The 22,735-nt window shown below is 50.4% G+C and carries 20 protein-coding genes and 1 tRNA gene; 11 read left to right on the top strand and 10 right to left on the bottom strand.

Annotated elements, in window-relative coordinates; translation table 11 throughout:
- Positions 1 to 54: 54 nt before the first annotated feature.
- From ACTHS4_RS06165 to ACTHS4_RS06185, 5 genes are all read right to left on the bottom strand, one after another.
- Complete coding sequence (locus tag ACTHS4_RS06165) at positions 55 to 2,886, bottom strand: valine--tRNA ligase (protein ID WP_440365610.1); 2,832 nt, start codon at positions 2,884 to 2,886, stop codon at positions 55 to 57.
- A gap of 96 nt (positions 2,887 to 2,982) precedes the next feature.
- Positions 2,983 to 3,792, bottom strand: coding sequence for a zinc transporter ZupT (gene zupT / locus ACTHS4_RS06170; RefSeq protein WP_440365611.1), 810 nt, complete (start codon positions 3,790 to 3,792; stop codon positions 2,983 to 2,985).
- Positions 3,793 to 3,972: 180 nt separating this feature from the next.
- Positions 3,973 to 5,229, bottom strand: coding sequence for a D-amino acid dehydrogenase (locus ACTHS4_RS06175; RefSeq protein WP_440365612.1), 1,257 nt, complete (start codon positions 5,227 to 5,229; stop codon positions 3,973 to 3,975).
- Positions 5,230 to 5,311: 82 nt separating this feature from the next.
- Positions 5,312 to 6,703 (bottom strand): alanine/glycine:cation symporter family protein, encoded by a 1,392-nt coding sequence (locus ACTHS4_RS06180; protein ID WP_049329304.1) that lies wholly within the window; start codon positions 6,701 to 6,703, stop codon positions 5,312 to 5,314.
- 370 nt (positions 6,704 to 7,073) lie between these two features.
- Complete coding sequence (locus ACTHS4_RS06185; RefSeq protein WP_440365613.1) at positions 7,074 to 7,931, bottom strand: ATP-grasp domain-containing protein; 858 nt, start codon at positions 7,929 to 7,931, stop codon at positions 7,074 to 7,076.
- Between the two features lie 124 nt (positions 7,932 to 8,055).
- Between ACTHS4_RS06185 and ACTHS4_RS06190 the strand changes: the two genes are divergently transcribed.
- The 5 genes from ACTHS4_RS06190 (at position 8,056) to ACTHS4_RS06210 (ending at position 12,191) form a co-directional block, all read left to right on the top strand.
- On the top strand, positions 8,056 to 9,291 hold the full coding sequence (locus tag ACTHS4_RS06190; RefSeq protein WP_440365614.1) for an FAD-binding domain-containing protein: 1,236 nt from the start codon (positions 8,056 to 8,058) through the stop codon (positions 9,289 to 9,291).
- A 147-nt stretch (positions 9,292 to 9,438) separates the two neighbouring features.
- Entirely contained in the window at positions 9,439 to 10,158 is a 720-nt protein-coding gene (gene minC / locus ACTHS4_RS06195) for a septum site-determining protein MinC (RefSeq protein WP_004520214.1), read from the top strand.
- A gap of 26 nt (positions 10,159 to 10,184) precedes the next feature.
- Positions 10,185 to 11,000 (top strand): septum site-determining protein MinD, encoded by an 816-nt coding sequence (gene minD / locus ACTHS4_RS06200; protein ID WP_004520213.1) that lies wholly within the window; start codon positions 10,185 to 10,187, stop codon positions 10,998 to 11,000.
- Between the two features lie 3 nt (positions 11,001 to 11,003).
- A complete protein-coding gene (gene minE, locus ACTHS4_RS06205) occupies positions 11,004 to 11,267 on the top strand; it encodes a cell division topological specificity factor MinE (protein ID WP_003680625.1) in 264 nt (87 codons plus the stop codon).
- 3 nt (positions 11,268 to 11,270) lie between these two features.
- Complete coding sequence (locus ACTHS4_RS06210; RefSeq protein WP_049330768.1) at positions 11,271 to 12,191, top strand: hydrogen peroxide-inducible genes activator; 921 nt, start codon at positions 11,271 to 11,273, stop codon at positions 12,189 to 12,191.
- A 64-nt stretch (positions 12,192 to 12,255) separates the two neighbouring features.
- Here the strand turns inward: ACTHS4_RS06210 and ACTHS4_RS06215 are convergent, their stop codons facing one another.
- A complete protein-coding gene (locus ACTHS4_RS06215) occupies positions 12,256 to 12,468 on the bottom strand; it encodes a glycine zipper 2TM domain-containing protein (RefSeq protein ID WP_003684747.1) in 213 nt (70 codons plus the stop codon).
- 254 nt (positions 12,469 to 12,722) lie between these two features.
- On the opposite strand from ACTHS4_RS06215, the gene ACTHS4_RS06220 reads away from it, so the two are divergent.
- Together ACTHS4_RS06220 and ACTHS4_RS06225 are read left to right on the top strand one after the other, a co-directional pair.
- Positions 12,723 to 13,172, top strand: coding sequence for a CopD family copper resistance protein (locus tag ACTHS4_RS06220; protein WP_070825786.1), 450 nt, complete (start codon positions 12,723 to 12,725; stop codon positions 13,170 to 13,172).
- A 33-nt stretch (positions 13,173 to 13,205) separates the two neighbouring features.
- Positions 13,206 to 14,180 carry a TerC family protein gene (locus tag ACTHS4_RS06225; protein ID WP_070825785.1) on the top strand — a complete coding sequence of 325 codons (975 nt, stop codon included), beginning with the start codon at positions 13,206 to 13,208 and terminating at the stop codon, positions 14,178 to 14,180.
- A 63-nt stretch (positions 14,181 to 14,243) separates the two neighbouring features.
- On the opposite strand, the gene ACTHS4_RS06230 is transcribed toward ACTHS4_RS06225, so the two are convergent.
- Positions 14,244 to 14,642: an Ag473 family lipoprotein gene (locus ACTHS4_RS06230; RefSeq protein WP_070825783.1), complete on the bottom strand. Its 399-nt coding sequence runs from the start codon at positions 14,640 to 14,642 to the stop codon at positions 14,244 to 14,246.
- 182 nt (positions 14,643 to 14,824) lie between these two features.
- On the opposite strand from ACTHS4_RS06230, the gene ACTHS4_RS06235 reads away from it, so the two are divergent.
- The 4 genes from ACTHS4_RS06235 (at position 14,825) to ACTHS4_RS06250 (ending at position 20,022) form a co-directional block, all read left to right on the top strand.
- Positions 14,825 to 14,900, top strand: a tRNA-Lys gene (locus tag ACTHS4_RS06235).
- A 301-nt stretch (positions 14,901 to 15,201) separates the two neighbouring features.
- Complete coding sequence (aldA, locus tag ACTHS4_RS06240) at positions 15,202 to 16,644, top strand: aldehyde dehydrogenase (RefSeq protein WP_070825782.1); 1,443 nt, start codon at positions 15,202 to 15,204, stop codon at positions 16,642 to 16,644.
- Positions 16,645 to 16,823: 179 nt separating this feature from the next.
- A complete protein-coding gene (lysS, locus tag ACTHS4_RS06245; protein WP_440365615.1) occupies positions 16,824 to 18,335 on the top strand; it encodes a lysine--tRNA ligase in 1,512 nt (503 codons plus the stop codon).
- Positions 18,336 to 18,597: 262 nt separating this feature from the next.
- On the top strand, positions 18,598 to 20,022 hold the full coding sequence (locus tag ACTHS4_RS06250) for an alanine/glycine:cation symporter family protein (RefSeq protein ID WP_070825780.1): 1,425 nt from the start codon (positions 18,598 to 18,600) through the stop codon (positions 20,020 to 20,022).
- A 680-nt stretch (positions 20,023 to 20,702) separates the two neighbouring features.
- Here the strand turns inward: ACTHS4_RS06250 and rplQ are convergent.
- Genes rplQ through rpsD form a run of 3 tightly spaced genes read right to left on the bottom strand, consistent with a single transcriptional unit; the run spans position 20,703 to position 22,734 of the window.
- Positions 20,703 to 21,077: a 50S ribosomal protein L17 gene (gene rplQ / locus ACTHS4_RS06255; protein WP_070825779.1), complete on the bottom strand. Its 375-nt coding sequence runs from the start codon at positions 21,075 to 21,077 to the stop codon at positions 20,703 to 20,705.
- A gap of 24 nt (positions 21,078 to 21,101) precedes the next feature.
- Positions 21,102 to 22,088 (bottom strand): DNA-directed RNA polymerase subunit alpha, encoded by a 987-nt coding sequence (locus ACTHS4_RS06260; protein WP_070825778.1) that lies wholly within the window; start codon positions 22,086 to 22,088, stop codon positions 21,102 to 21,104.
- A 25-nt stretch (positions 22,089 to 22,113) separates the two neighbouring features.
- Positions 22,114 to 22,734: a 30S ribosomal protein S4 gene (rpsD, locus tag ACTHS4_RS06265; protein WP_003684796.1), complete on the bottom strand. Its 621-nt coding sequence runs from the start codon at positions 22,732 to 22,734 to the stop codon at positions 22,114 to 22,116.
- Position 22,735: the final 1 nt, after the last annotated feature.

The following is a 22,735-nucleotide window of genomic DNA, read 5'->3' on the forward strand; positions in this document are numbered from 1 at the left end:
TAGAAAGGCCGTCTGAAAAAACATTTTTCAGACGGCCTTTCTATTCAATCAAAATCAGTCTTTCAACTTAGCCAACTGAGTTTGAACTTTCGCCATTTTGTCTTCCAATTCCGCCAAATCGGCTTTGTCTTTTTCCACCAAATGCGCCGGGGCTTTTTCGGTGTAGCCGGGTTTGGAGAGTTTGGCATTGAGTTTGTCCAAGGCTTTTTGCAGCTTCTCGGCTTCTTTGCTCAAACGGGCGGTTTCGGCGGCTTTGTCGATTTCGACTTTCAGCATCAGGCGCGCGCCGTTGCAGACGGCGACAGGTGCGTCTTCCGCTTCCGGCAAGCTGTCCACCAGCTTGGCTTCGGTCAGTCGGGTCAGCGACGGCAGGTATTTGAGCAGGCCTTCGAGTTCTGCGTTGCCTTCGACAAAGAGCGGCGCTTTGACGTTTGGCGCGATACCCATTTCGCCGCGCAGTTTGCGCACTTCTTCCACCAAGTCTTTCAATGCGGCCATTTTATCGAAGGCCGTCTGAACGATTTTTTCTTTATCGGCTTGCGGATAGGCGGCCAACATGATGCTGTCGGCGGTTTTGGCATTCGCCAGAGGCGCAACGACCTGCCACAACTCTTCGGTAATGAAAGGCATGATTGGGTGCAGCAGGCGCAGGATGGTTTCGAGTACGCGCACGAGGGTGCGGCGTGTGGTGCGTTGGGTTGTCGGGCAACCGGTTTGGATTTGCACTTTTGCCAGCTCGATGTACCAGTCGCAATATTCGTTCCACACGAATTCGTACAGCGTTTGCGCGGCAAGGTCGAAGCGGTAGGTTTCAAAGGCTTCGGCAACGGCGGCTTCGGCCTGTTGCAGTTTGCCGATAATCCATTGATCGGCAAAGGTAAACGCCAACGGCTGCATTTCGTCTTGACCGCAGTCTTTGTCTTCGGTGTTCATCAACACGAAATTGGTGGCGTTCCACAATTTATTGCAGAAGTTGCGGTAGCCTTCGGCGCGTTTGAAGTCGAAGTTGACGCTGCGTCCGAGGCTGGCGTAGCTTGCCATGGTGAAGCGCAATGCGTCCGCGCCCATGCTCGGAATGCCTTCGGGGAAGAGTTTTTTGGTCGCTTCTTCCACTTTCGGCGCGGTTTCGGGTTTGCGCAGGCCGGTCGTGCGTTTTACCAGCAGTTTTTCCAAGTCGATGCCGTCGATCAAATCCACTGGGTCGATGACGTTGCCTTCGGATTTGGACATTTTTTTGCCTTCGTGGTCGCGCACGATGCCGTGGATGTACACGTCTTTAAACGGTACTTTGCCGGTAAAGTGGGTGGTCATCATAATCATGCGCGCCACCCAGAAGAAGATGATTTCGTAGCCGGTGACCAAGACGTTGGACGGCAGGAAGGCTTTGAGTTCGTCGGTTTCAGACGGCCAGCCGAGCGTGGAGAACGGCACGAGCGCGGAGGAGAACCATGTATCCAATACGTCTTCTTCGCGGGTCAAACCGGTTTTGCCGGCTTGTTTTTCGGCTTCCGCCTGATTGCGGGCGACGTACACATTGCCTTCGTTGTCATACCACGCGGGGATTTGATGGCCCCACCACAGTTGGCGCGAAATACACCAGTCTTGGATGTTGTTCATCCATTGGTTGTAGGTATTGACCCAGTTTTCAGGGATAAAACGTACCGCGCCGCTATCAACGGCTTTTTTGGCTTTGTCGGCGAGGCTCAAGCCTTTGAATTCGCTGTCAGGCTCGCCGCCGTTTGGTGTGGCGGACATGGCGACAAACCATTGGCTGGTCAGCATCGGCTCAATTACCGAACCGGTACGGTCGCCTTTCGGCGTCATCAGCGTGTGCGGTTTGATTTCGACCAAAAAGCCTTGTTCCTGCAAATCGGCAACCATTTGTTTACGCGCGGCAAAGCGGTCTAAGCCTGCGTATTTTTCAGGCAGGGCAAAGCCTTGTTGCGCTTCGCCTTTAAAGTTGAACACTTCGGCGTTTGCCAGCACTTTGGCTTCTAAATCGAACACATTAATCAGGCGCGTGTCGTGGCGTTTGCCGACTTCGTAGTCGTTGAAGTCGTGCGCAGGCGTGATTTTCACGCAGCCGGTGCCAAAATCTTTTTCAACGTATTCGTCGGCGATAACAGGAATGGTGCGGCCGGTCAGCGGCAGGATTAATTCTTTGCCGATTAAGTGGGTATAACGTTCGTCTTCGGGATTGACGGCAACAGCCACGTCGCCCAGCAGCGTTTCAGGACGGGTGGTCGCCACGATAACGGCTTCAGCAGGATTGTCGGCCAGCGGATAGCGGATGTGCCACATGGAACCTTGTTCTTCCACGCTTTCTACTTCCAGATCAGACACTGCCGTACCCAAAACCGGATCCCAGTTCACCAAGCGTTTGCCGCGGTAAATCAAGCCCTGTTCAAACAGGCGCACAAACACTTCGGTCACGGTTTCGGCACGCACGTCGTCCATCGTGAAATATTCGCGCGTCCAGTCGGCAGAGCAGCCCACGCGGCGCATTTGTTGGGTAATCGTGCCGCCGGAAACTTCTTTCCATTCCCACACTTTTTCCAAGAATTTTTCGCGCCCCAAGTCATGACGCGACACGTTTTGCGCGGCAAGTTGACGCTCGACCACGATTTGCGTGGCGATGCCCGCGTGGTCGGTGCCCGGAATCCAGGCGGTGTTGCAGCCTTTCATGCGGTAGTAACGGGTCAGACCGTCCATGATGGTTTGGTTGAAGGCATGGCCCATGTGCAGCGTGCCGGTTACATTGGGCGGCGGCAGTTGGATGGAGAAAGACGGTTTCGTCAAATCCATATCAGGCTGGAAATAGCCCTGCTCTTCCCAGTTTTGATAATGTTTGGATTCGATTTCGGCTGGATTGTATTTGTCTAACATGATGGAACTTTGTGAAATTAAGGTTATTTTTGATGTGCGGATTATAACGCAAAAAGGCCGTCTGAATCATTTCAGACGGCCTTCGGCATACGGGTTTTAAAAATGGAACAATACCAGGCTGATGGCAATCACCGCCATACCCGTTGTCAGGCCGTAAACGGTTTCATGGCCGTCTGAATAGCGTTTGGCGGCCGGCAACAGCTCGTCCAACGCCAAAAAAACCATCACGCCGGCTATCACGCCGAATACCGAACCAAACACGGCAGGCGATAAAAACGGCTGCAAAACCAAATAGCCCAAAGCCGCACCCAACGGCTCGGCCAAGCCGGATAGCAGACACGCCCACACCGTTTTCTTACGGCTGCGGATGGCAAAATAAACCGGCGCGGCAATGGAAATGCCCTCCGGAATATTATGGATGGCAATCGCCAACGCCAAAGGCATCCCGACCGCCGGATTTTCCAAGGTGGCAAAAAACGTCGCCAAGCCTTCGGGGAAATTGTGCGCCGTAATCGCAAACGCCGCCATCATGCCGACTCGCGCAATATGGCGGCGTTTACTTTCTTGAAACGACGGGTCTTGCGCATCCAAGGTTTCATGCGGGTTCGGCACCAGGCGGTCAATCAGCACGATGCCGCCCATCCCGGCCAAAAATGCCATGGTCGCCGCCGCAAACGCGTGGTCTTTATCATAAATTTCAGCGAACGCCTCACTGGATTTACTGAAAATCTCCGTCAGGGAAACATACACCATCGCACCGCCGGCAAATGCCAAACCAAACGACAACACGCGCGGATTGGGCGTTTTCGAAAACATCACTAAGCCGCTGCCTAATACGGTAAACAAACCAGCGGCCAGCGTGATGGAAAAGGCAACGGCCAAATTGGACATCGAAAAATCAGGCATGAGAAAACCTGCGCTAAAAGCTGGGACAGGTTCAGACTAACACTTTTTAATGATTATGATAATAGTTATTATTTATTTTATTGATTGGATACCCGGATTTTGAAACAAAAGGCCGTCTGAAAAATGGTTTTCAGACGGCCCTTAAGTTTGAAATGTCGCTAAACCTTATCGCTTTCCAGCTTAAGCCTGATAGCGTGACAGGCTCAAGTCGTCGCTGCGGATTTCGGTGTCTTTGCCGCTCACGATATCGGCAGTTAATTTTGCCGAGCCCAGCGACATGGTCCAGCCCAAAGTACCGTGGCCGGTATTCAGGAACAGGTTTTCAAAGCGGGTGCGCCCGATTAACGGCGTGCTGTCGGGCGTCATCGGTCTGAGGCCGCTCCAGAACAATGCCTGGCTCAAATCGCCGCCTTCTGGGAACAAATCGTTGACGACCAAAGCCAAGGTTTCGCGGCGTTTTTCGGGCAGTTTGATTTCGTAGCCCGACAATTCCGCCATGCCGCCGACGCGGATTCTGTTGTCAAAGCGCGTGATGGCAACTTTGTAACTTTCATCTAAAACGGTGGAAACTGGTGCGCCGTCTGAATTGGTGACCGGCAGGGTCAAGGAATAGCCTTTGACGGGATAAATGGGCAGATCAAGGTCCAACTGCGCCAACACAGTCCTGCTAAAGCAGCCGAGCGCACAGACAACGGCATCTGCTTCAAACCGCCCTGTTTCAGTTTCAACGGCTTTGATGCGCAGTCCGTTGTGGTCGATGCGGCTGATGGTTTGGTTGAAGTGGAACTGTACGCCCTTTTCCTGACACAATTTGTATAGGTTTTCAGTGAAGAGGTGGCAGTCGCCGGTCGCGTCCGCAGGCAGATGCAGGCCGCCGGCAATTTTGGCAGTAACGCGTGCCAGCGCAGGCTCAAATTCTGCGCATTCTTCGGGCTTCAGACGGCGGTACGGCACGCCGTATCGTTCCAAAACGGCAATGTCTTGTTCTGCCGCTTCGACTTCTTTAGCCTGACGGAAAATCTGCAACGTCCCTTTTTTGCGCCCTTCAAAATTCATGCCGGTTTGCGCTTCAAAACGGCGGAACATTTCACGGCTGTATTCGGAAATCCTGACCATGCGCTCTTTGTTGATTTGATAGCGCGCTGCCGTGCAGTTTTGCAGCATTTGCCACAGCCATTCGATTTGATACAGGCTGCCGTCAGGGCGAAACAGCAAAGGCGGATGGCTTTTAAACAGCCATTTCAGTGCTTTGGTCGGGATACCGGGTGCAGCCCAAGGCGTGGTATAGCCGTAAGAAAGCTGGCCTGCATTGGCAAAACTGGTTTCCATCGCCACGCCTTCGGCGCGGTCGATGACCGTTACTTCATGCCCTGCCTCTGCCAGATACCACGCGGAAGATACGCCGGCAACTCCAGCACCTAAAACAAGCACTTTCATTTTTCTCCTCCTCTGACTTTTTTCAAAACAAACTTAATAACATCGGGCCGTCTGAATGTTCAGATTCAGACGGCCTTGGATATTAATGCGGCAATTCGCCGTTTTTGATTTTTTGTTTGAAATCGCGCGTTTCATTGACGATGACTTTCGCCATCAATAAAAGCGCAATCAGGTTGGGCAATGCCATCAAGCCGTTGAATGTGTCCGAAGCCAGCCACACCAAATCAAGGCTCAAAACGGTACCCAGCATGACGGAAGAAACATAACCGACGCGGTACAAACCGGCAAACTTCTCGCCGAAAACGTAAACCGCGCATTTCTCGCCGTAATAACACCAGCCGAGAATGGTTGAGTAAGCAAAGAAAATCAGGCCGATGGTCACAATCCAGCCGCCGATGCCGGGCAGCATTTTTTGGAAAGTGACGGTTGTCAGCGCCGCGCCGCTCAATTCAGGTTTGACAAACTCGCCGCCTGCGCCGAGCAGACCCATGACCAACACGATACCGGTAATCGAGCAGACAACGATGGTGTCCAAAAAAGTACCGGTCATGGAAACCAAAGCCTGACGGACGGGGTGGTCGGTTTTCGCGGCGGCGGCGGCAATCGGCGCAGAACCCATACCCGCCTCATTGGAGAACACGCCGCGCGCCACGCCGTAGCGGATGACCGTACCGATGGCACCGCCTGCCACGGCTTGCGCGCTAAATGCATCGGAGAAAATCAGTTTGACGGCAGGCATCAGCACATCGGAATTAATCACGATAATGGCAATACCGCCTACTACATAAAACACTGCCATGGCAGGTACGATAAAGGATGCGGCTTTGGCGATGCCTTTAATGCCGCCCAAAAGCACAATGGCCGTTAATACAGTCAATATCACGCCGGTGTAGGCAGGTTCGACGCCAAAGCTGGTTTGTACTGCCTGCGCAACCGAGTTGGACTGCACCGAGCTGCCGATACCGAAGGAAGCGAAGGTACCGAACAGCGCAAATGCGACGGCCATCCATTTCCAGTTTTTGCCCAAGCCTTTTTCGATGTAATACATCGGGCCGCCGGACATTTCGCCTTTGGAATTGGTGACGCGGTATTTCACCGCCAACACGCCCTCGCCGTATTTGGTGGCCATGCCAAAAATGGCGGTCATCCACATCCAAAATACCGCGCCCGGGCCGCCGGTTACCACCGCTGTCGCCACACCGGCGATGTTACCCGTACCGATGGTGGCGGACAGCGCGGTCATCAACGCCGCAAAATGGGAAATATCGCCTTCGTGGTCTTCGCCGTCTTCATGCTTCTTTGACGGCACAAACGCCTGTTTCAGCGCATAACCCAACATGGTGAACTGCAAACCTTTCAGCAAAACGGTCAGCAAAATGCCCGTACCGACCAGCAGCATCAACATAATAGGTCCCCAGACCCAGCCGCTGATGGTTTCGAAAAAGGCTTTGAGATTGTCTAAAAACAATTGCATGGCTTTCTCCTTTGTCTGTTTTATTTTTTATGCACCACTTTTTGTAGTGTCATGTAATTTCAGCACAGAATATTCAATAAGACAATATCTTTCTTTTTAAAAAGATTTTTGAGGTTTTACCCTAAAAAGATATCTATTTAGACCGGCCAGATTGTTTACAATCCGCTAAAAATAAAGGCTGCGGCCGAGATAAAATGCCAAATGAAAGTTAATCAACCATCAATTAAGACTGCAACAATTAAAATGACACAATCGACAAATGGCACATTATTGAAAAATACAAACACGCAAATCTTGTTTTAAAAAAGCCTAAGGCCGTCTGAAAGATGGTTTTCAGACGGCCTTAGGCTTGTTAATTATATTGATAAAATCAGGTTGATGAATGTTGCCCAAGCAACTGCGCCAACACTCGGGCAAAGCGTTCCGTTGCGCCTTCGCTGGTGTGCAAATACAGGGCGGGCTCGATGAGTTCCAATTCATTGAGCAGGAATGTGTCGCCGACCAATGTACCATCCACTCGGGCGTAAACCGGCATTTGCGGCAAAGCGGCCAGTACGTCTTGCGCGGCACGGACGGCAAACTCGGGCGGCTCAATACCGAACACCGACACGCCATAGGCCGAGTTGGCGCGCCATTCGCCTTGCGGCGGCTGACGGCGCACGGCATGGCTGAATATGCCGTTGAAAAACACCAGCGAGGTTTCACCCACCGTTTCGATTTCGCGGATATACGGTTGAACAATCATACCTTGCGGATAATCCGCCATGTTCACGTCCAATTCCTCCGCACAAACTTTGGCCACGCCTTTGCCGCTCTGCCCGAATGCAGGCTTGATGACCGCTTCTGTCCAGCCCTGTTGGTTCAGGATGTCGGCCAATTCGGCTTTTTGCGGCGGAACGAACATGCTGGGAATCACTTGCGAGCCACGCTCCGCCAAATCGCACAAATAAGTCTTTTCCATATTCCAAGCCATCAGCTCGGGCGGATTGATAAAACGCTGCCCCGCCTGCTCGGCTTGTTCCAACCATTGGCGGAAGGCTTCGGGTTCGGCGGCATAATCCCATGCGCACAAAGGCAGTAAAAACGTCGCAGACGGATGGTTTTGCCACGCATCAAATACGGTTTTCACTCCCATGGTTTCCAAATGCGCCGCCAATGTTTTCAGGTTGTCCGATGGTTCGGGATAAGTTTGGCAGGTAATGAGTGCCAAAACGGTTTGCTCGGTCATGGTTGCCGCCTCGTCGCTAAAACCAAAATTATATAGCGAAATCAAACCAAAAGATTTTTCAGACGGCCTGATACATGAGGCCGATTCTGATAAAATGGTCTCCCCTTTTCGTCGGAACATGCTCATGAAATCTGCCCACGTCCTTGTCTGGTTCCGCCGCAACCTCCGCCTGCACGACAATGCCGCACTTAATGCCGCCGTTGCAAGCGGTTTGCCCATCGCCTGCGTCTGGGTCAGCCAAAAGCCGTCTGAAAACCACAATCCGCGTCAAAGCCTGTTCCATTATCAAGCCGCGCAAGAGCTGCATACCCGTCTGGCGGCGCACCATATTCCTTTATATGTTGTCGCCTCCGATGAAGACCTCCTCCCCTTGGCTGCTGCGCTCAATGCCTATACCGTCATCACAGACGAAGCCTACACCGAAGCCGAAATCCGCCAAGACAACCACCTCTGGCATAATTTTGACCATGCAGGCATTGCCCTGCAACACGCCAACGACCGCGGCATTTTGGCCAAATCCCCCCTTATGGATGCCAACGGCCTGCCCTACACCGATTTTGCCGCCTATAAACAAGCATGGTTGCAGGCTTATTCAGGACAAAGGCCGTCTGAAACCGAATTGCCCATTCAAACCGGACAAAACGTTCCACTGTTTCCAGCCTATACCGGCGCAGTATTGCCTGCCTATCAGCAGGGCGGCGAAACCGCAGCCTTAATGCAATGGCACGCGTTCAAACAGAATTTGGTTCACTATCCGATTACCCAAAATTTTCCGGCACGAAAAAACACCAGCCTCCTCAATGCCTACCTGTCCGCAGGCTGCATTTCACCGCGCCTGCTGGCCGCCAAAGGCTTGGCAAACCGACATTTCGAGTGGTTGGATAAGCTCATTTTCCGCGACTACTGCTACCAGCTCGCCTACCACCGCCGCCTACCCGAAACAACCGATGCCGCCCCGGTACGCGAATACTGGCGACACGGCCAAACCGGCGTGCCCATCATCGACGCCTCCATCCGCGGCCTCGAAGCCACCGGCCACTTACACCCCGTTCTCCAGCAGCTGTGCGCCCACTATTTCTGCCATGCCCTCAACCTTGACCCCAACCAAGGCATCGCGTGGACAGCCTCCGTCCAAACCGGCACCGACCCCGCGCTCAACCAAGCCAACTGGCACCTCGCCGCACAAGACACGGCCACCGTCCGCTATGCCCACCGTTCGCACCAAATCGACCCCGACGGCAGCTACATCCGCAGTTACCTCCCCGAATTGGCGCACCTGCCATCCACCCTCATCCACACGCCGTGGGCCGCCGCCGATGACATCGACACACACGGCTACCCCTTCCCCAAGGCCGTCTGAAACCTGCGTTCACACCAAAAAACCACACTAAATACAGCTGAAAAACGTTCAAACAAAATATTTTGGTTTCAGACGGCCAAACAGATTGAATAGCCAAGATTTACACGGTAAACTTACGTCATTAAAAAATTTTATTATTTCATTACAATGAAACCCGCATTCGACATAAAAACGTCACGTTTGGACGTCTTATCCATCCATCTGCACACCGCAGATCTAACCGAATTGGAAGAATTCCTGCGCCAACTGGCAGGCCAATCCCAAGACGAATTCGTTCCCTTCATTTTAGACGTACAAGATTTCGACCATCCCGAGTCCATCGATTTGGGCGGTATGATTTCCCTGTTTGCCCGTTACGGCATGCAAATTTTAGGGCTGCACCACACCAGCGACACATGGGCGGCAGCGGCGGCGCGTTACCACTTGGTATTCAAACAAGGCAACTCCACCCAGGCAGCCGACACACAAGCAGCACCTACTCCTCGCCAAGCACCGCAGCCGCAAGACGTACAAGCCACCGTTATCAACAATCCGACCGTATTGGTCAGCACGCCCGTGCGTACCGGCCAGCAGGTTTACGCTGAAAACGGCGACCTCATCGTTACTGGCATCGTCAGCCAAGGTGCGGAACTTATCGCCGACGGCAACATCCATATTTACGCCCCCATGCGCGGCAGAGCGTTGGCCGGCGCAAAAGGCAATACCAACGCGCGCATCTTTATTCATTCCATGCAGGCCGAATTAGTCTCCGTTGCCGGTATCTACCGCAACTTCGAGCAAGACCTGCCCGAGCATCTGCACAAAAAACCCGTACAAGTATCATTGCAAGACAACCGACTGGTTATCAGCGCAATCGACGCCGAATAAACATCAGTACTTAAAAAGGAAATATCGTGTCCAAAATCATCGTAGTAACTTCAGGTAAAGGCGGCGTAGGCAAGACCACTACCAGCGCCAGCATCGCAACCGGCCTGGCCCTGCGCGGCCACAAAACCGCCGTGATCGACTTCGACGTCGGTTTGCGCAACCTCGACCTGATTATGGGTTGCGAACGCCGCGTCGTGTATGACCTCATCAACGTCATCCAAGGCGAAGCCACACTCAACCAAGCCCTGATTAAAGACAAAAACTGCGAAAACCTCTACATCCTGCCTGCATCGCAAACCCGCGATAAAGACGCACTGACCCGCGAAGGCGTGGACAACGTGATGAAAGAGCTGGCCAGCGAAAAAATGGGCTTCGAATTCATTATCTGCGATTCCCCTGCCGGTATCGAACAAGGTGCACTGATGGCACTCTACTTTGCCGACGAAGCCATCATTACCACCAACCCTGAAGTATCCAGCGTCCGCGACTCCGACCGTATCTTGGGCATTTTGCAAAGCAAATCCCGCAAAGCTGAACAAGGCGGTACTGTTAAAGAGCACCTGCTGATTACCCGCTACTCCCCTGAGCGCGTGGCCAAGGGCGAAATGCTGTCTGTTCAAGACATCTGCGATATCTTGCGTATTCCGTTGATCGGTGTGATTCCTGAATCACAAAACGTCCTGCAAGCTTCCAACGCCGGCGAACCTGTCATCCACCAAGACAATGCCGCAGCAGCAGAAGCCTATAAAGACGTTATCGCCCGCCTCTTGGGTGAAAACCGCGAAATGCGTTTCCTCGAAGCTGAGAAGAAAAGCTTCTTAAAACGACTGTTCGGAGGTTAATACATGTCACTGCTCGATATGCTGTTCGGCAGAAAGCCGAAAACCGCCACAGTCGCGCGCGACCGCCTGCAAATCATCATCGCGCAAGAGCGCGCACAAGAAGGCCAAGCTCCGGACTATCTGCCGACCCTGCGTAAAGAGTTGTTGGAAGTCCTGTCCAAATACGTCAACGTATCATTGGACGACATCCGCATCTCCCAAGAGAAACAAGACGGCTTGGACGTTCTTGAGCTGAACATCACCCTGCCGGAACAAAAAAAGGCTTAACACATGACCTTGACCGAATTGCGTTACATCGTAGCCGTCGCACAAGAACGTCACTTCGGACGTGCCGCACGACGCTGCTTTGTCAGCCAGCCCACCCTCTCCATCGCCATCAAAAAGCTGGAGGAAGAGCTGTCGGTATCCCTGTTCGACCGTAGCAGCAACGACATCATCACGACCGAAGCGGGCGAGCGCATTGTCGCCCAAGCCCGCCGGGTTTTGGAAGAAGCAGAACTCATCAAGCACCTTGCCAATGAAGAGCAAAATGAATTGGAAGGTGCGTTCAAACTCGGCCTGATTTTTACCGTTGCTCCCTACCTTCTGCCCAAGCTCATTACCGCGCTGCGTGAAACCGCGCCGAAAATGCCGCTGATGCTGGAAGAGAACTATACCCACATCCTGACCGAGTCGCTCAAACGTGGCGATGTCGATGCAATCGTCGTTGCCGAGCCGTTCCAAGAGCCGGGCATCGTGACCGAGCCTCTGTATGACGAACCTTTCTTCGTCATTGTTCCCAAAGGACATCACTTTGAAGAACTCGATGCCGTTACGCCTCAGCTTTTGGGTGAAGAACAAGTGTTGCTGCTGTCCGAAGGCAACTGTATGCGCGACCAAGTGTTGGCAAGCTGTTCCGAATTGGCTTCCAAGCAAAAAATCCAGGGCTTGACCAATACCCTGCAAGGCAGCTCCATCAACACCATCCGCCACATGGTTGCCAGCGGCCTGGCCATCAGCGTCATGCCGGCTACCGCATTGACCGAAAACGACCACATGCTTTTCAGCATTATCCCGTTTGAAGGCACTGCACCGCACCGCCGTGTCGTTTTGGCCTATCGCCGCAACTTTGTCCGACCGAAAGCACTGACTGCTTTGCGCACGGCTATTTTGCAATCGCAACTGACCGGTGTAACGTTCGTCAATGAATAAACCGCAAAACAAAAGGCCGTCTGAATATTCAGACGGCCTTTTTTATTTTTAACCGAATAAAGGATTAGTAGCGGGTATGAACCTGGCTGCCGATAACGCCACCCAAAGCCGCGCCACCCAAGGTAGAGCCGGTATCGCCACCAATCAAGTTACCTGCCACGCCACCCAATACCGCACCAGCAGCAGTGTTGCGCTGGGTTTGAGTCATATTGGCACACGCACCCAAAGAAGCGGCCAGCATGATCAAGGTCACAGTTTTTGCAAAAGTTTTCTTCATGGTTTGATTCTCCATCAGGGGTTAAGCTTTATATGGAACAGTATGGCACAACCTTTCATTAATATATTTTCTAATAAGTAAAGACAGATTAAACTAAGATAACGCTCTTGATGAACGGTTAACTTCAAAAATAAACGGCAATTCCAATAGAATATTTATAAAATTTAATATATTTGGCATAAAATTGCGCATGCATCAACCGCATTCGGTAGTGATACAATGACGACTTGTCTGAATTACCGGAAACACCCGTCATGAGTATCTACGCACTGGCACACATCATCCACGTTTATTGCGCGATTGCCTTTGTCGGCGGCGTATTTTTCGAAATGCTGGTTCTCTCCGTTTTGCACACCGGTCGCGTTTCGCGCGAATCGCGCCGCGAAGTCGAACGTGCCATGTCCTATCGTGCCGTCCGCGTGATGCCGCCTGTCGTCATTACCTTGTTCATCAGCGGCGTCGTGATGGTGTACAACCGCTACCTGCCGATACTGCACCACCCATTCGACAGCTCTTTCGGCATCATGCTGAGCATCAAAATCCTGTTGGCAATAAGCGTTTTGGTACATTTTGCCATCGCCGTCGTCAAAATGGCACGACACACCCTCACCGTCGGCTGGTCGAAATACATACACGCCGTCGTATTCAGCCATATGCTGTTTATCGTCTTTTTTGCCAAGGCGATGTTCTACCTGTCTTGGTAAACCTTACCCCTCCCCCACACACAAGGATTGTTTATGACCCAATACCCGTCCGTCGGCTCGCCGATGTTTTACGGCATCTTCTTTATTGCCGTCTTAATCATGATCGCCATCGATATGGTATCGCTGAAAAAAAACGGCGCCCACAAAGTCAGCATCAAAGAAGCCCTCGCCTGGAGCGGCATTTGGGTGGCCGTATCCTGCGCATTTGCAGGCTGGCTCTATTTTGAACTGGCTGGCAACCCGACTTACGGGGCCGTTGTCGCCAAAGAAAAAGTCCTCGAATTCTTCACCGGCTATGTACTCGAAAAATCCCTTGCCGTCGATAACATCTTCGTTTTCCTGATGATTTTCGGCTATTTCAAAGTCGAACCCAAATTCCAACACCGCGTCCTGCTCTATGGCGTATTCGGCGCCATCGTCCTGCGCGCCATCATGATTTTCATCGGCGCGGCACTGGTACAGCAATTCGAATGGATTCTCTACCTTTTCGGCGCATTCCTGCTCTATACCGGCATTCACATGATGAAGCCCGAAGCCGAAGCTGAAGAAGACCTTTCCCAAAACAAAATCCTGACCCTACTCAAAAAAGTCATCCCGACCAGCCCACAGTTTGACGGTGAAAAATTCTTTACCATCGAGAACGGCAAACGCATCGCTACACCGCTTTTGCTGGTATTGATTATGATCGAATTGAGCGACGTCATCTTCGCCGTGGACAGCATCCCCGCTATTTTTGCCGTAACCACCGACCCTTTCATCGTCCTCACTTCCAACATTTTTGCCATCTTGGGCCTGCGTGCCATGTACTTCTTACTGGCAGACTTTGCCGAACGCTTTATCTTCCTCAAATACGGCTTGGCCTTCGTATTGAGCTTTATCGGTATCAAGATGCTGATTATGCACTGGGTGCATATCCCGATTTCCATTTCCCTGTCCGTCGTCTTTGGCGCACTGGGCGCATCCATCCTGACTTCTTTAGTGTACACGCGTCAGCAAGAGAAAAAATAATCTGCCGATATAAAAAGGCCGTCTGAACATTTCAGACGGCCTTTTCAAATATCAAACACCAGCTTATTTAGCAGCGTCTTTCAATTTGTCGGCAGCTTCTTGAGTCACATCGGCTGCTTTACCCATAGCGTCTTTAGCTGCGTCTTTGGCAGCATCTTTAGCATCAGAAACCGCTTCTTTAGCTTCTTCAACCGCTTTACCGGCAGCATCTTTAGCGTCAGAAACTGCTTTATCCGCAGTCGCTTTAGCATCTGCAGCAGCGTCTTTAACATCAGAAACAGCTTGCTCAGCCGCACCTTTGGCTTCAGAAGCAGCAGCATCAACAGAAGAAGCTGCATTTTCAGCAGCAGCGTTTACATCGGAAGCAACAGCAGAAGCCGCCTCTTGGGTTTCTTTTTTCGCTTCTTGTGTACACGCAGCCAAGCCGGCTACCATCATTGCAGCAATCAATAATTTTTTCATGTTGTATATCCTTTGGTCTAAAAAATATCTGTCAAAACTGACAGACCAAAAAATCATAACATAATAAACGCTCAAAAAAGGAAGAATTAACGCCAAATGACAGCCGATTTACGTTTTTTGAAAAAAATTTCAAAAAAACAGTTGACGAAAAGAAACAAGTTCCCTACAATGCACAGCTTATCGGGTCGTTAGCTCAGTCGGTAGAGCAGCGGACTTTTAATCCGTTGGTCGAGCGTTCGAATCGCTCACGACCCACCAAAATATGAAAACCTGCTTTGAAAAAAGCAGGTTTTTTTATATTCTCCATCAAGCCTTTCTTCACTCGATACCTCCCTTATTATCAACATCAAGAATATTCGAGCTTTGTCACAATGCTGTTATAGATGTAACTCAAAGCATCACAAACCTCTTGAATCAATCAAACCCAACTCCTCACCCAACATCTTTTTCTAAAAACTTCCAAATACCTACCATCAACCCACGCTAAATCCTCTTGTATGCCAGACAATTTAGGCATAGACTAAAACTACATCCAACTACAACAACAGGAGAAGGTTTGATGAAACAACTGTCTATGTATATTAACGGCCGCTTTGAAACCGACTTTAACGGCGCATGGCGTGATGTATTGAATCCGGCAACCGAAGAAGTCATCGCACGTGAGCCTAAAGGCGGAAAAGCCGATGTTGATCGTGCCGTTGCTGCGGCCAGAGATGCACAAACTGCATGGGAGCGTTTGCCTGCCGTTGAACGCGGCGCATACCTGCGCAAAATTGCCCAAGGCATCCGCGAACGCGCCGACGAGCTGACCGACACCATTGTCGCCGAAGGCGGCAAAACCAAAGATTTGGCACGCATAGAAGTCATGTTCACTGCCGATTATCTCGACTACCAAGCCGAATGGGCGCGCCGTTATGAAGGTGAAATCATCCAAAGCGACCGCCCGCGCGAAAATATTTTATTGTTCAAACGTCCTTTGGGCGTAATCGCCGGCATTTTGCCGTGGAACTTCCCATTCTTCCTGATCGCCCGCAAAATGGGCCCGGCTTTAGTAACAGGCAATACCATCGTCGTCAAACCGAGCAGCGTTACCCCGATTAACTGCCACATTTTTGCTGAAATCGTTCATGCTTCAGGCTTACCGGCCGGCGTATTCAACGTCGTCAACGGCCCGGGTGCAGAAATCGGCAATGCCTTGGCATCACATCCGCAAGTCGATATGGTCAGCCTGACCGGTTCTGTCGATGCAGGCCGCCAAGTGATGGAAGCCGCCGCCGCCAACATTACCAAAGTCTCACTGGAACTGGGTGGCAAAGCCCCTGCCATCGTCCTGAAAGATGCCGACTTGGATCTGGCCGTCAAATCTATCTTGGCTTCACGCGTGGGCAATACCGGCCAAATCTGCAACTGCGCCGAACGCGTGTATGTCCACAGCAGCCTGAAAGACGCATTTATTGAAAAAATGACTGCCGCCATGAAAGGCGTGCGCTACGGCAACCCGGCCGAAGCCGAAGCCGGCGCACTGGAAATGGGGCCGTTGATTGAAGAACGCGCCGTAAAATCCGTTGCCGAGAAAGTCGAACGCGCAGTTCGACAAGGCGCAACTTTGGTTTGCGGCGGCAAACGTGCCGACGGCAAAGGCTACTTCTTCGAACCTACCCTGCTGACCGATACCGACAACAGCATGGACATCATGAAGGAAGAAACCTTCGGCCCCGTCCTGCCGGTTGCCACTTTCGACACGCTCGATCAAGTCATAGCCTTGGCAAACGACAGCGAATTCGGCCTGACCAGCTCCGTCTATACCACCAATCTGAATGAAGCGTTTTATGTAACCCGCCGCCTGCGTTTCGGCGAAACCTACATCAACCGCGAAAACTTTGAAGCCATGCAGGGCTTCCATGCCGGTTGGAAAAAATCAGGTATCGGCGGCGCCGACGGTAAACACGGTTTGGAAGAATATCTGCAAACCCAAGTCGTTTATTTAGAAACCGATATCTAACTGCCGATACGGCCCTTCATGAAACACAAAAGGCCGTCTGAAACTGATTTTTCAGGTTTCAGACGGCCTTTCTGCCTTTATAGAAAAAAACACCGACATCGCGTAAAATAGAGCCAATTTTTCACTTTATTCAGGCCGTCTGAAAATACCGGCCCTGACTCATTTTTCCGGAAAACACCATGAGCGAACAAAACAATCCGCAAATCGAGCCGCAGTTGGACGAAAACCAAATCATTGCCCTGCGCCGCGAGAAACTGCGCAACATCCGCAAAGAACGCAATGCCTACCCTAACGATTTCAAACGCGACAGCTTTGCCGCCGATCTGCACACCCAATACGGTAAAGTCAGCAAAGAAGAACTCGACCCGCAAGGCATTACCGTCAAAGTGGCCGGGCGCATGATGCTCAAACGTCAAATGGGCAAAGCCAGCTTCGCCACCATTCAAGACGTTACCGGTCAAATCCAGCTTTATTTGAACAACAAAGGCGTGAGCCAAGAAGATTTGGACGACTTCAACCACTGGGACTTGGGCGACATCGTCGGCGCGGAAGGTACTTTGTTCAAAACCAACCACGGCGAATTGACCGTGCGCGTGTCCAACATCCGCCTTCTGTCCAAATCCCTGCGCCCGCTACCCGACAAACACAAAGGTTTGAGCGATCAGGAAACCAAATACCGTCAACGCTACGTCGATTTGATTGCCAACGAAGAATCGCGCAATACCTTCATCAAACGCAGCCAAATCATCCAATCCGTGCGCAATTTCATGGTTAACGAGCATTATTTGGAAGTTGAAACCCCAATGATGCACCCGATTCCTGGCGGTGCGACGGCAAAACCGTTCGTTACTCACCACAATGCCTTGGACATTCCACTCTACCTGCGCATCGCTCCCGAGCTGTATCTGAAACGCTTGGTTGTCGGCGGCTTGGAACGCGTGTTTGAAATCAACCGCAGCTTCCGCAACGAAGGCATGTCCGTACGCCACAACCCTGAATTCACCATGATCGAATTCTACGAAGCCTTCTCCGACTACGAACGCATGATGCAAATGGCGGAAGACATCATCCGCAACGCTTCCCGCGCGGTAAACGGTACGGCAAAAATCAGCTACAACGGAAAAGAAGTCGATTTGGAAAGCCTGTTTGAACGCCTGACCATTCTCGGTGCCATCAAGAAATACAATCCGCACTACACCGATGAACAGTTGAACGATGAAGAATGGCTGAAAAAAGAAATCGTCAAACACGGCGAAAGCCTGCCTCCGTCTCCGGGTATCGGCAGCCTGCAACTTGCCCTGTTTGAAGGTTGCGCCGAGGGCAAACTGTGGAACCCGACTTTCATCATCGACTACCCTGTCGAAGTGTCGCCATTGGCACGCGCATCCGACAGCAAACCGGGTTTGACCGAACGCTTCGAGCTTTTCGTTGTCGGCCGCGAACTGGCAAACGGCTATTCCGAGTTGAACGATCCGGAAGATCAAGCCGAACGCTTCAAAGCGCAAGTGGCGCAAAAAGATGCCGGTGACGACGAAGCCATGCACTACGATGCCGACTACATCCGCGCCATGGAATTCGGCCTGCCACCGACCGGCGGTTGCGGCATCGGCATCGACCGCTTGGTAATGTTGCTGACCGATTCGCAAACCATCCGCGACGTGATTCTGTTCCCACAAATGCGTCCCGAATAACGCATTGAAATAAAATCAAGGCCGTCTGAAAACAAGACTCTGTTTTCAGACGGCCTTTTTGTTCAAATATGTAAAACGGAAGAGTTTAAATCGATAAATTCTTTACACCATAATAATAAAATTACATGATAATCAAAAAGATAATATAAAAAAGAATATGTAAACGTTTTTCAGTTTGTTGACAGTCTGCTAGAATACATCCAGTTACAGGCAGCCTCCACACACAGGCCGTCTGAAAATGGAGAAACTCTGAAAGGTTTGTATGGATCAATTTTTCGAACAGCTTCACGGCTGGATAAACGCCATCAACGACCAAATGTGGTCGGGGTTGGTATATATGCTTTTAGGCGCAGGCCTCTTTTTCACCGTTACCACCGGTTTTGTACAATTCCGCCTCTTCGGCCGCAGTATCAAAGAAATGCTGAGTGGCCGCAAACAAGGTGATGATCCGCACGGAATCACACCGTTCCAAGCATTCGTTACCGGCTTGGCCAGCCGCGTAGGCGTGGGCAACATCGCCGGCGTGGCGATTGCCATCAAACTCGGCGGGCCGGGCGCGGTATTCTGGATGTGGGTAACCGCCTTAATCGGCATGAGTTCGGCGTTTGTCGAATCTTCACTGGCCCAACTCTTTAAAGTCCGGGACTACGACAACCACCACTTCCGCGGCGGCCCTGCCTACTACATCACTCAAGGCCTGGGACAAAAATGGCTGGGCGTTTTGTTCGCCCTGAGCCTGATTTTCTGTTTCGGCTTTGTATTTGAAGCCGTACAGACCAATACCATCGCCGATACCACCAAAGCAGCATGGGGCTGGGATCAACACTATGTCGGTGTCGCCCTGGTCATTCTGACTGCCCCGATTATCTTCGGCGGTATCCGCCGCGTATCTAAAGCCGCGGAAATCATCGTTCCACTGATGGCGGTTTTATACCTCGTCATAGCACTCTTCATCATTGTTACCAATATTTCCCTGATTCCTGACGTGTTCGGTCAGATTTTCTCCAACGCGTTCAACTTCGATTCGGCTGCAGGCGGTTTCCTCGGCGGTCTGATTTCGACCACCATGATGCAGGGTATCAAACGCGGCCTGTATTCCAATGAGGCGGGTATGGGTTCCGCGCCGAATGCTGCAGCCGCAGCCGAAGTGAAACACCCCGTCTCCCAAGGCATGATTCAAATGCTGGGCGTTTTCGTCGATACCATCATCGTCTGCTCATGCACCGCCTTTATCGTCTTGACCTATCAGCAGCCTTACGGCGACCTGAGCGGTGCAGCGTTGACGCAGGCGGCGATTGTCAGCCAAGTGGGTCAATGGGGCGCGGGCTTCCTTGCCGTCATCCTGTTTATGTTTGCCTTTTCAACCGTTATCGGTAACTATGCCTATGCCGAGTCCAACGTCCAATTCATCAAGAGCCATTGGCTGGTTACCGCCGTTTTCCGTATGCTGGTTTTGGCATGGGTCTACTTCGGCGCAGTTGCCAACGTACCCTTGGTATGGGATATGGCAGACATGGCCATGGGCATCATGGCATGGATTAACCTCGTCGCCATCCTGCTCCTGTCACCACTTGCCTTCCTGCTGTTGAAAGACTACACAGCCAAGCTGAAAATGGGTAAAGACCCAGAGTTCAAACTCTCTGAACACCCGGGCTTGAAACGCAAAATCAAATCCGATATCTGGTAAAACCAAAGGCCGTCTGAAATTTCAGACAGCCTTTTTAATCCCTGCCATCTAGATAAAACGATGCCCCTTAAAGCAGAAGCCTTAAGGGGCAGACTAATGGCAACATATCTGCCAAAGAAATCCTTAATTAATCATTTATCTCAGACGAACAGGTAATAACCTTGTAGCCAAATGACCACTTACTTTGACAAAGACTGCGTTCACTATCGAAACACTACAGTAGGCGGTATCTAAACCTACCGTAAGAAAGTTAAAGCCGCTACTTGGAAGTAACAGAAAAGCAGTATGCGACCATAAAATTACTGTTAAAAGCATCAAAATCCAAAAAATCGATTCAGATCATTACTATTCCCAGCCATTTTCCCGAGTAGAGACCTTTGCAAAAATAGTCTGTTAACGAAATTTGACGCATAAAAATGCGCCAAAAAATTCAATTGACTAAAACCTTCCTAATATTGAGCAAAAAATAGGAAAAATCAGAAAGGTTTTGCATTTTGAAAATGAGATTGAGCATAAAATTTTAGTAACCTATGTTATTGCAAAGGTCTCAGTAATAAAAAATAAGAAATACTTACAAAATAGTGACTTACAATTTAAGCATTGTAAATTATGAATTAAGAAAGGAATCATCCAAATAAAAAAGCACCACCTAAACAGGTAGTGCTTTCATATTAATTTGCTTATTCAGCAGAATCAGTTGCTTTATCAACCAATTCAACCAATGCCAAAGGAGCATTGTCACCTTTACGGAAACCGTATTTCAGTACACGAACATAGCCGCCGTTACGAGCAGCAAAGCGTGGACCCAATTCGTCAAACAATTTAACTACAACATCACGATCGCGAGTGCGGTCAAAAGCCAAACGACGGCTTGCCAAAGAAGGTTTTTTACCCAAGGTAATCAAGGGCTCAACTACGCGGCGCAATTCTTTTGCTTTAGGCAAAGTTGTCACGATGGTTTCGTGAGTCAACAAGGAATTCGCCATATTGCGCAGCATCGCAGCACGGTGGCTGCTAGTACGGTTTAATTTGCGGTTGCCATTACGATGACGCATGTCATTATCCTTTAATCTTCAAACTTACGGCTTTTCTAAGCCTACAGGCGGCCAAGCTTCTAATTTGGAACCTAATGTCAGACCTTTAGAGGCCAACACTTCTTTGATCTCATTCAAAGATTTACGACCCAAATTAGGGGTCTTGAGAAGCTCGGTTTCAGTACGTTGAATCAAATCGCCAATATAATAAATATCCTCAGCTTTCAGACAATTAGCTGAACGTACGGTTAATTCCAAATCATCTACAGGACGCAGCAAGATAGGATCGATAGGAGGAGCTTTTTCTTCAACCTCTTCAACCGGAGTACCTTGCAGATCTGCAAAAATAGACATTTGGTCAATTAAGATACGTGCGGCACTACGTACAGCTTCTTCTGGATCAATAGAACCATTGGTTTCAATATCCAAAACCAATTTATCCAAATCCGTGCGTTGCTCTACGCGTGCAGGTTCAACTTCAAAGCTAACACGACTGATGGGCGAAAAGCTCGCATCCAACTGAATCGCACCAATCTGTTTGTTCTCATCACGCAATACGCGACGACCTGAAACGGATTGATAACCACGACCTTGCTCTACTTTAATTTCCATGTCGATTTGGCCATTGTCAGCCAAGTGGCAAATAACATGTTCAGGATTGATGATTTCCACATCGTGTGGCAAATCAATATCACCGGCTATAACAGCACCAGCGCCTGTTTTTTTCAAAGTCAACTGAACTTGGTTACGACCGTGAAGCTTGAATACGATACCTTTAATGTTCAAGAGAACGTCGACAACATCCTCTTGAACACCATCAATAGTAGAGTATTCGTGCAATACGCCGGAAATAACTACTTCAGTTGGGGCAAAGCCATTCATGGATGACAGTAAGATACGACGCAAAGCATTACCTAAAGTATGACCAAAACCACGTTCAAATGGCTGCATAGACACCTTGGCCCGAGTGGAAGACAAAGTATCTACATCGATTTGACGAGGTTTCAAAAATTCGGTTGTGCTATTTTGCATTTAACTGTCCCTCATTGAGCTAGCATTATTTAGAGTAGAACTCTACCACCAGCTGTTCATTAATATCGCCAGACAATTCTGAGCGATCCGGCATATTTTTGAATACGCCTTCCAATTTGTCGGCATCAACAGATACCCAGCTTGGCAACCCAATTTGAGTAGCCAGGCTCAATGCTTCTTGGATACGTACTTGTTTCTTAGCTTTTTCACGAACAGCTACAACATCACCTGCTTTAACTTGGAAAGAAGGGATATTAACAACTTGACCGTTTACAATGATAGCTTTGTGAGAAACCAATTGACGTGCTTCGGCGCGAGTAGAGCCAAAACCCATACGGTAAACGACATTGTCCAAACGAGACTCCAGCAATTGCAGCAGCAATTCACCGGTAGAGCCTTTACGACGATCTGCTTCCGCGAAGTAACGACGGAATTGACGCTCTAATACGCCATAAATACGACGGATTTTTTGTTTTTCACGCAATTGCAAACCGTAGTCTGACAAACGTGGTTTTTTCGCACCGTGTTGACCAGGTGCAGAATCCATTTTACATTTGGAATCCAAAGAGCGACGTGCACTCTTCAAAAACAGATCCGTACCTTCGCGACGTGCTAATTTACATTTAGGGCCAATATAACGTGCCATG

This window comes from Neisseria sp. P0014.S009 (assembly GCF_051958155.1).
In the GTDB taxonomy this organism is placed as follows: domain Bacteria; phylum Pseudomonadota; class Gammaproteobacteria; order Burkholderiales; family Neisseriaceae; genus Neisseria; species Neisseria flavescens_C.

What these genes read in the sequence shown, in the direction of transcription:
- ACTHS4_RS06165 (WP_440365610.1), bottom strand. Translation starts at nt 2,886, where the DNA reads ATGTTAGACAAATACAATCCAGCCGAAATCGAATCCAAACATTATCAA.
- zupT (WP_440365611.1), bottom strand. Translation starts at nt 3,792, where the DNA reads ATGCCTGATTTTTCGATGTCCAATTTGGCCGTTGCCTTTTCCATCACG.
- ACTHS4_RS06175 (WP_440365612.1), bottom strand. Translation starts at nt 5,229, where the DNA reads ATGAAAGTGCTTGTTTTAGGTGCTGGAGTTGCCGGCGTATCTTCCGCG.
- ACTHS4_RS06180 (WP_049329304.1), bottom strand. Translation starts at nt 6,703, where the DNA reads ATGCAATTGTTTTTAGACAATCTCAAAGCCTTTTTCGAAACCATCAGC.
- ACTHS4_RS06185 (WP_440365613.1), bottom strand. Translation starts at nt 7,931, where the DNA reads ATGACCGAGCAAACCGTTTTGGCACTCATTACCTGCCAAACTTATCCC.
- ACTHS4_RS06190 (WP_440365614.1), top strand. Translation starts at nt 8,056, where the DNA reads ATGAAATCTGCCCACGTCCTTGTCTGGTTCCGCCGCAACCTCCGCCTG.
- minC (WP_004520214.1), top strand. Translation starts at nt 9,439, where the DNA reads ATGAAACCCGCATTCGACATAAAAACGTCACGTTTGGACGTCTTATCC.
- minE (WP_003680625.1), top strand. Translation starts at nt 11,004, where the DNA reads ATGTCACTGCTCGATATGCTGTTCGGCAGAAAGCCGAAAACCGCCACA.
- ACTHS4_RS06210 (WP_049330768.1), top strand. Translation starts at nt 11,271, where the DNA reads ATGACCTTGACCGAATTGCGTTACATCGTAGCCGTCGCACAAGAACGT.
- ACTHS4_RS06215 (WP_003684747.1), bottom strand. Translation starts at nt 12,468, where the DNA reads ATGAAGAAAACTTTTGCAAAAACTGTGACCTTGATCATGCTGGCCGCT.
- ACTHS4_RS06220 (WP_070825786.1), top strand. Translation starts at nt 12,723, where the DNA reads ATGAGTATCTACGCACTGGCACACATCATCCACGTTTATTGCGCGATT.
- ACTHS4_RS06225 (WP_070825785.1), top strand. Translation starts at nt 13,206, where the DNA reads ATGACCCAATACCCGTCCGTCGGCTCGCCGATGTTTTACGGCATCTTC.
- ACTHS4_RS06230 (WP_070825783.1), bottom strand. Translation starts at nt 14,642, where the DNA reads ATGAAAAAATTATTGATTGCTGCAATGATGGTAGCCGGCTTGGCTGCG.
- aldA (WP_070825782.1), top strand. Translation starts at nt 15,202, where the DNA reads ATGAAACAACTGTCTATGTATATTAACGGCCGCTTTGAAACCGACTTT.
- lysS (WP_440365615.1), top strand. Translation starts at nt 16,824, where the DNA reads ATGAGCGAACAAAACAATCCGCAAATCGAGCCGCAGTTGGACGAAAAC.
- ACTHS4_RS06250 (WP_070825780.1), top strand. Translation starts at nt 18,598, where the DNA reads ATGGATCAATTTTTCGAACAGCTTCACGGCTGGATAAACGCCATCAAC.
- rplQ (WP_070825779.1), bottom strand. Translation starts at nt 21,077, where the DNA reads ATGCGTCATCGTAATGGCAACCGCAAATTAAACCGTACTAGCAGCCAC.
- ACTHS4_RS06260 (WP_070825778.1), bottom strand. Translation starts at nt 22,088, where the DNA reads ATGCAAAATAGCACAACCGAATTTTTGAAACCTCGTCAAATCGATGTA.
- rpsD (WP_003684796.1), bottom strand. Translation starts at nt 22,734, where the DNA reads ATGGCACGTTATATTGGCCCTAAATGTAAATTAGCACGTCGCGAAGGT.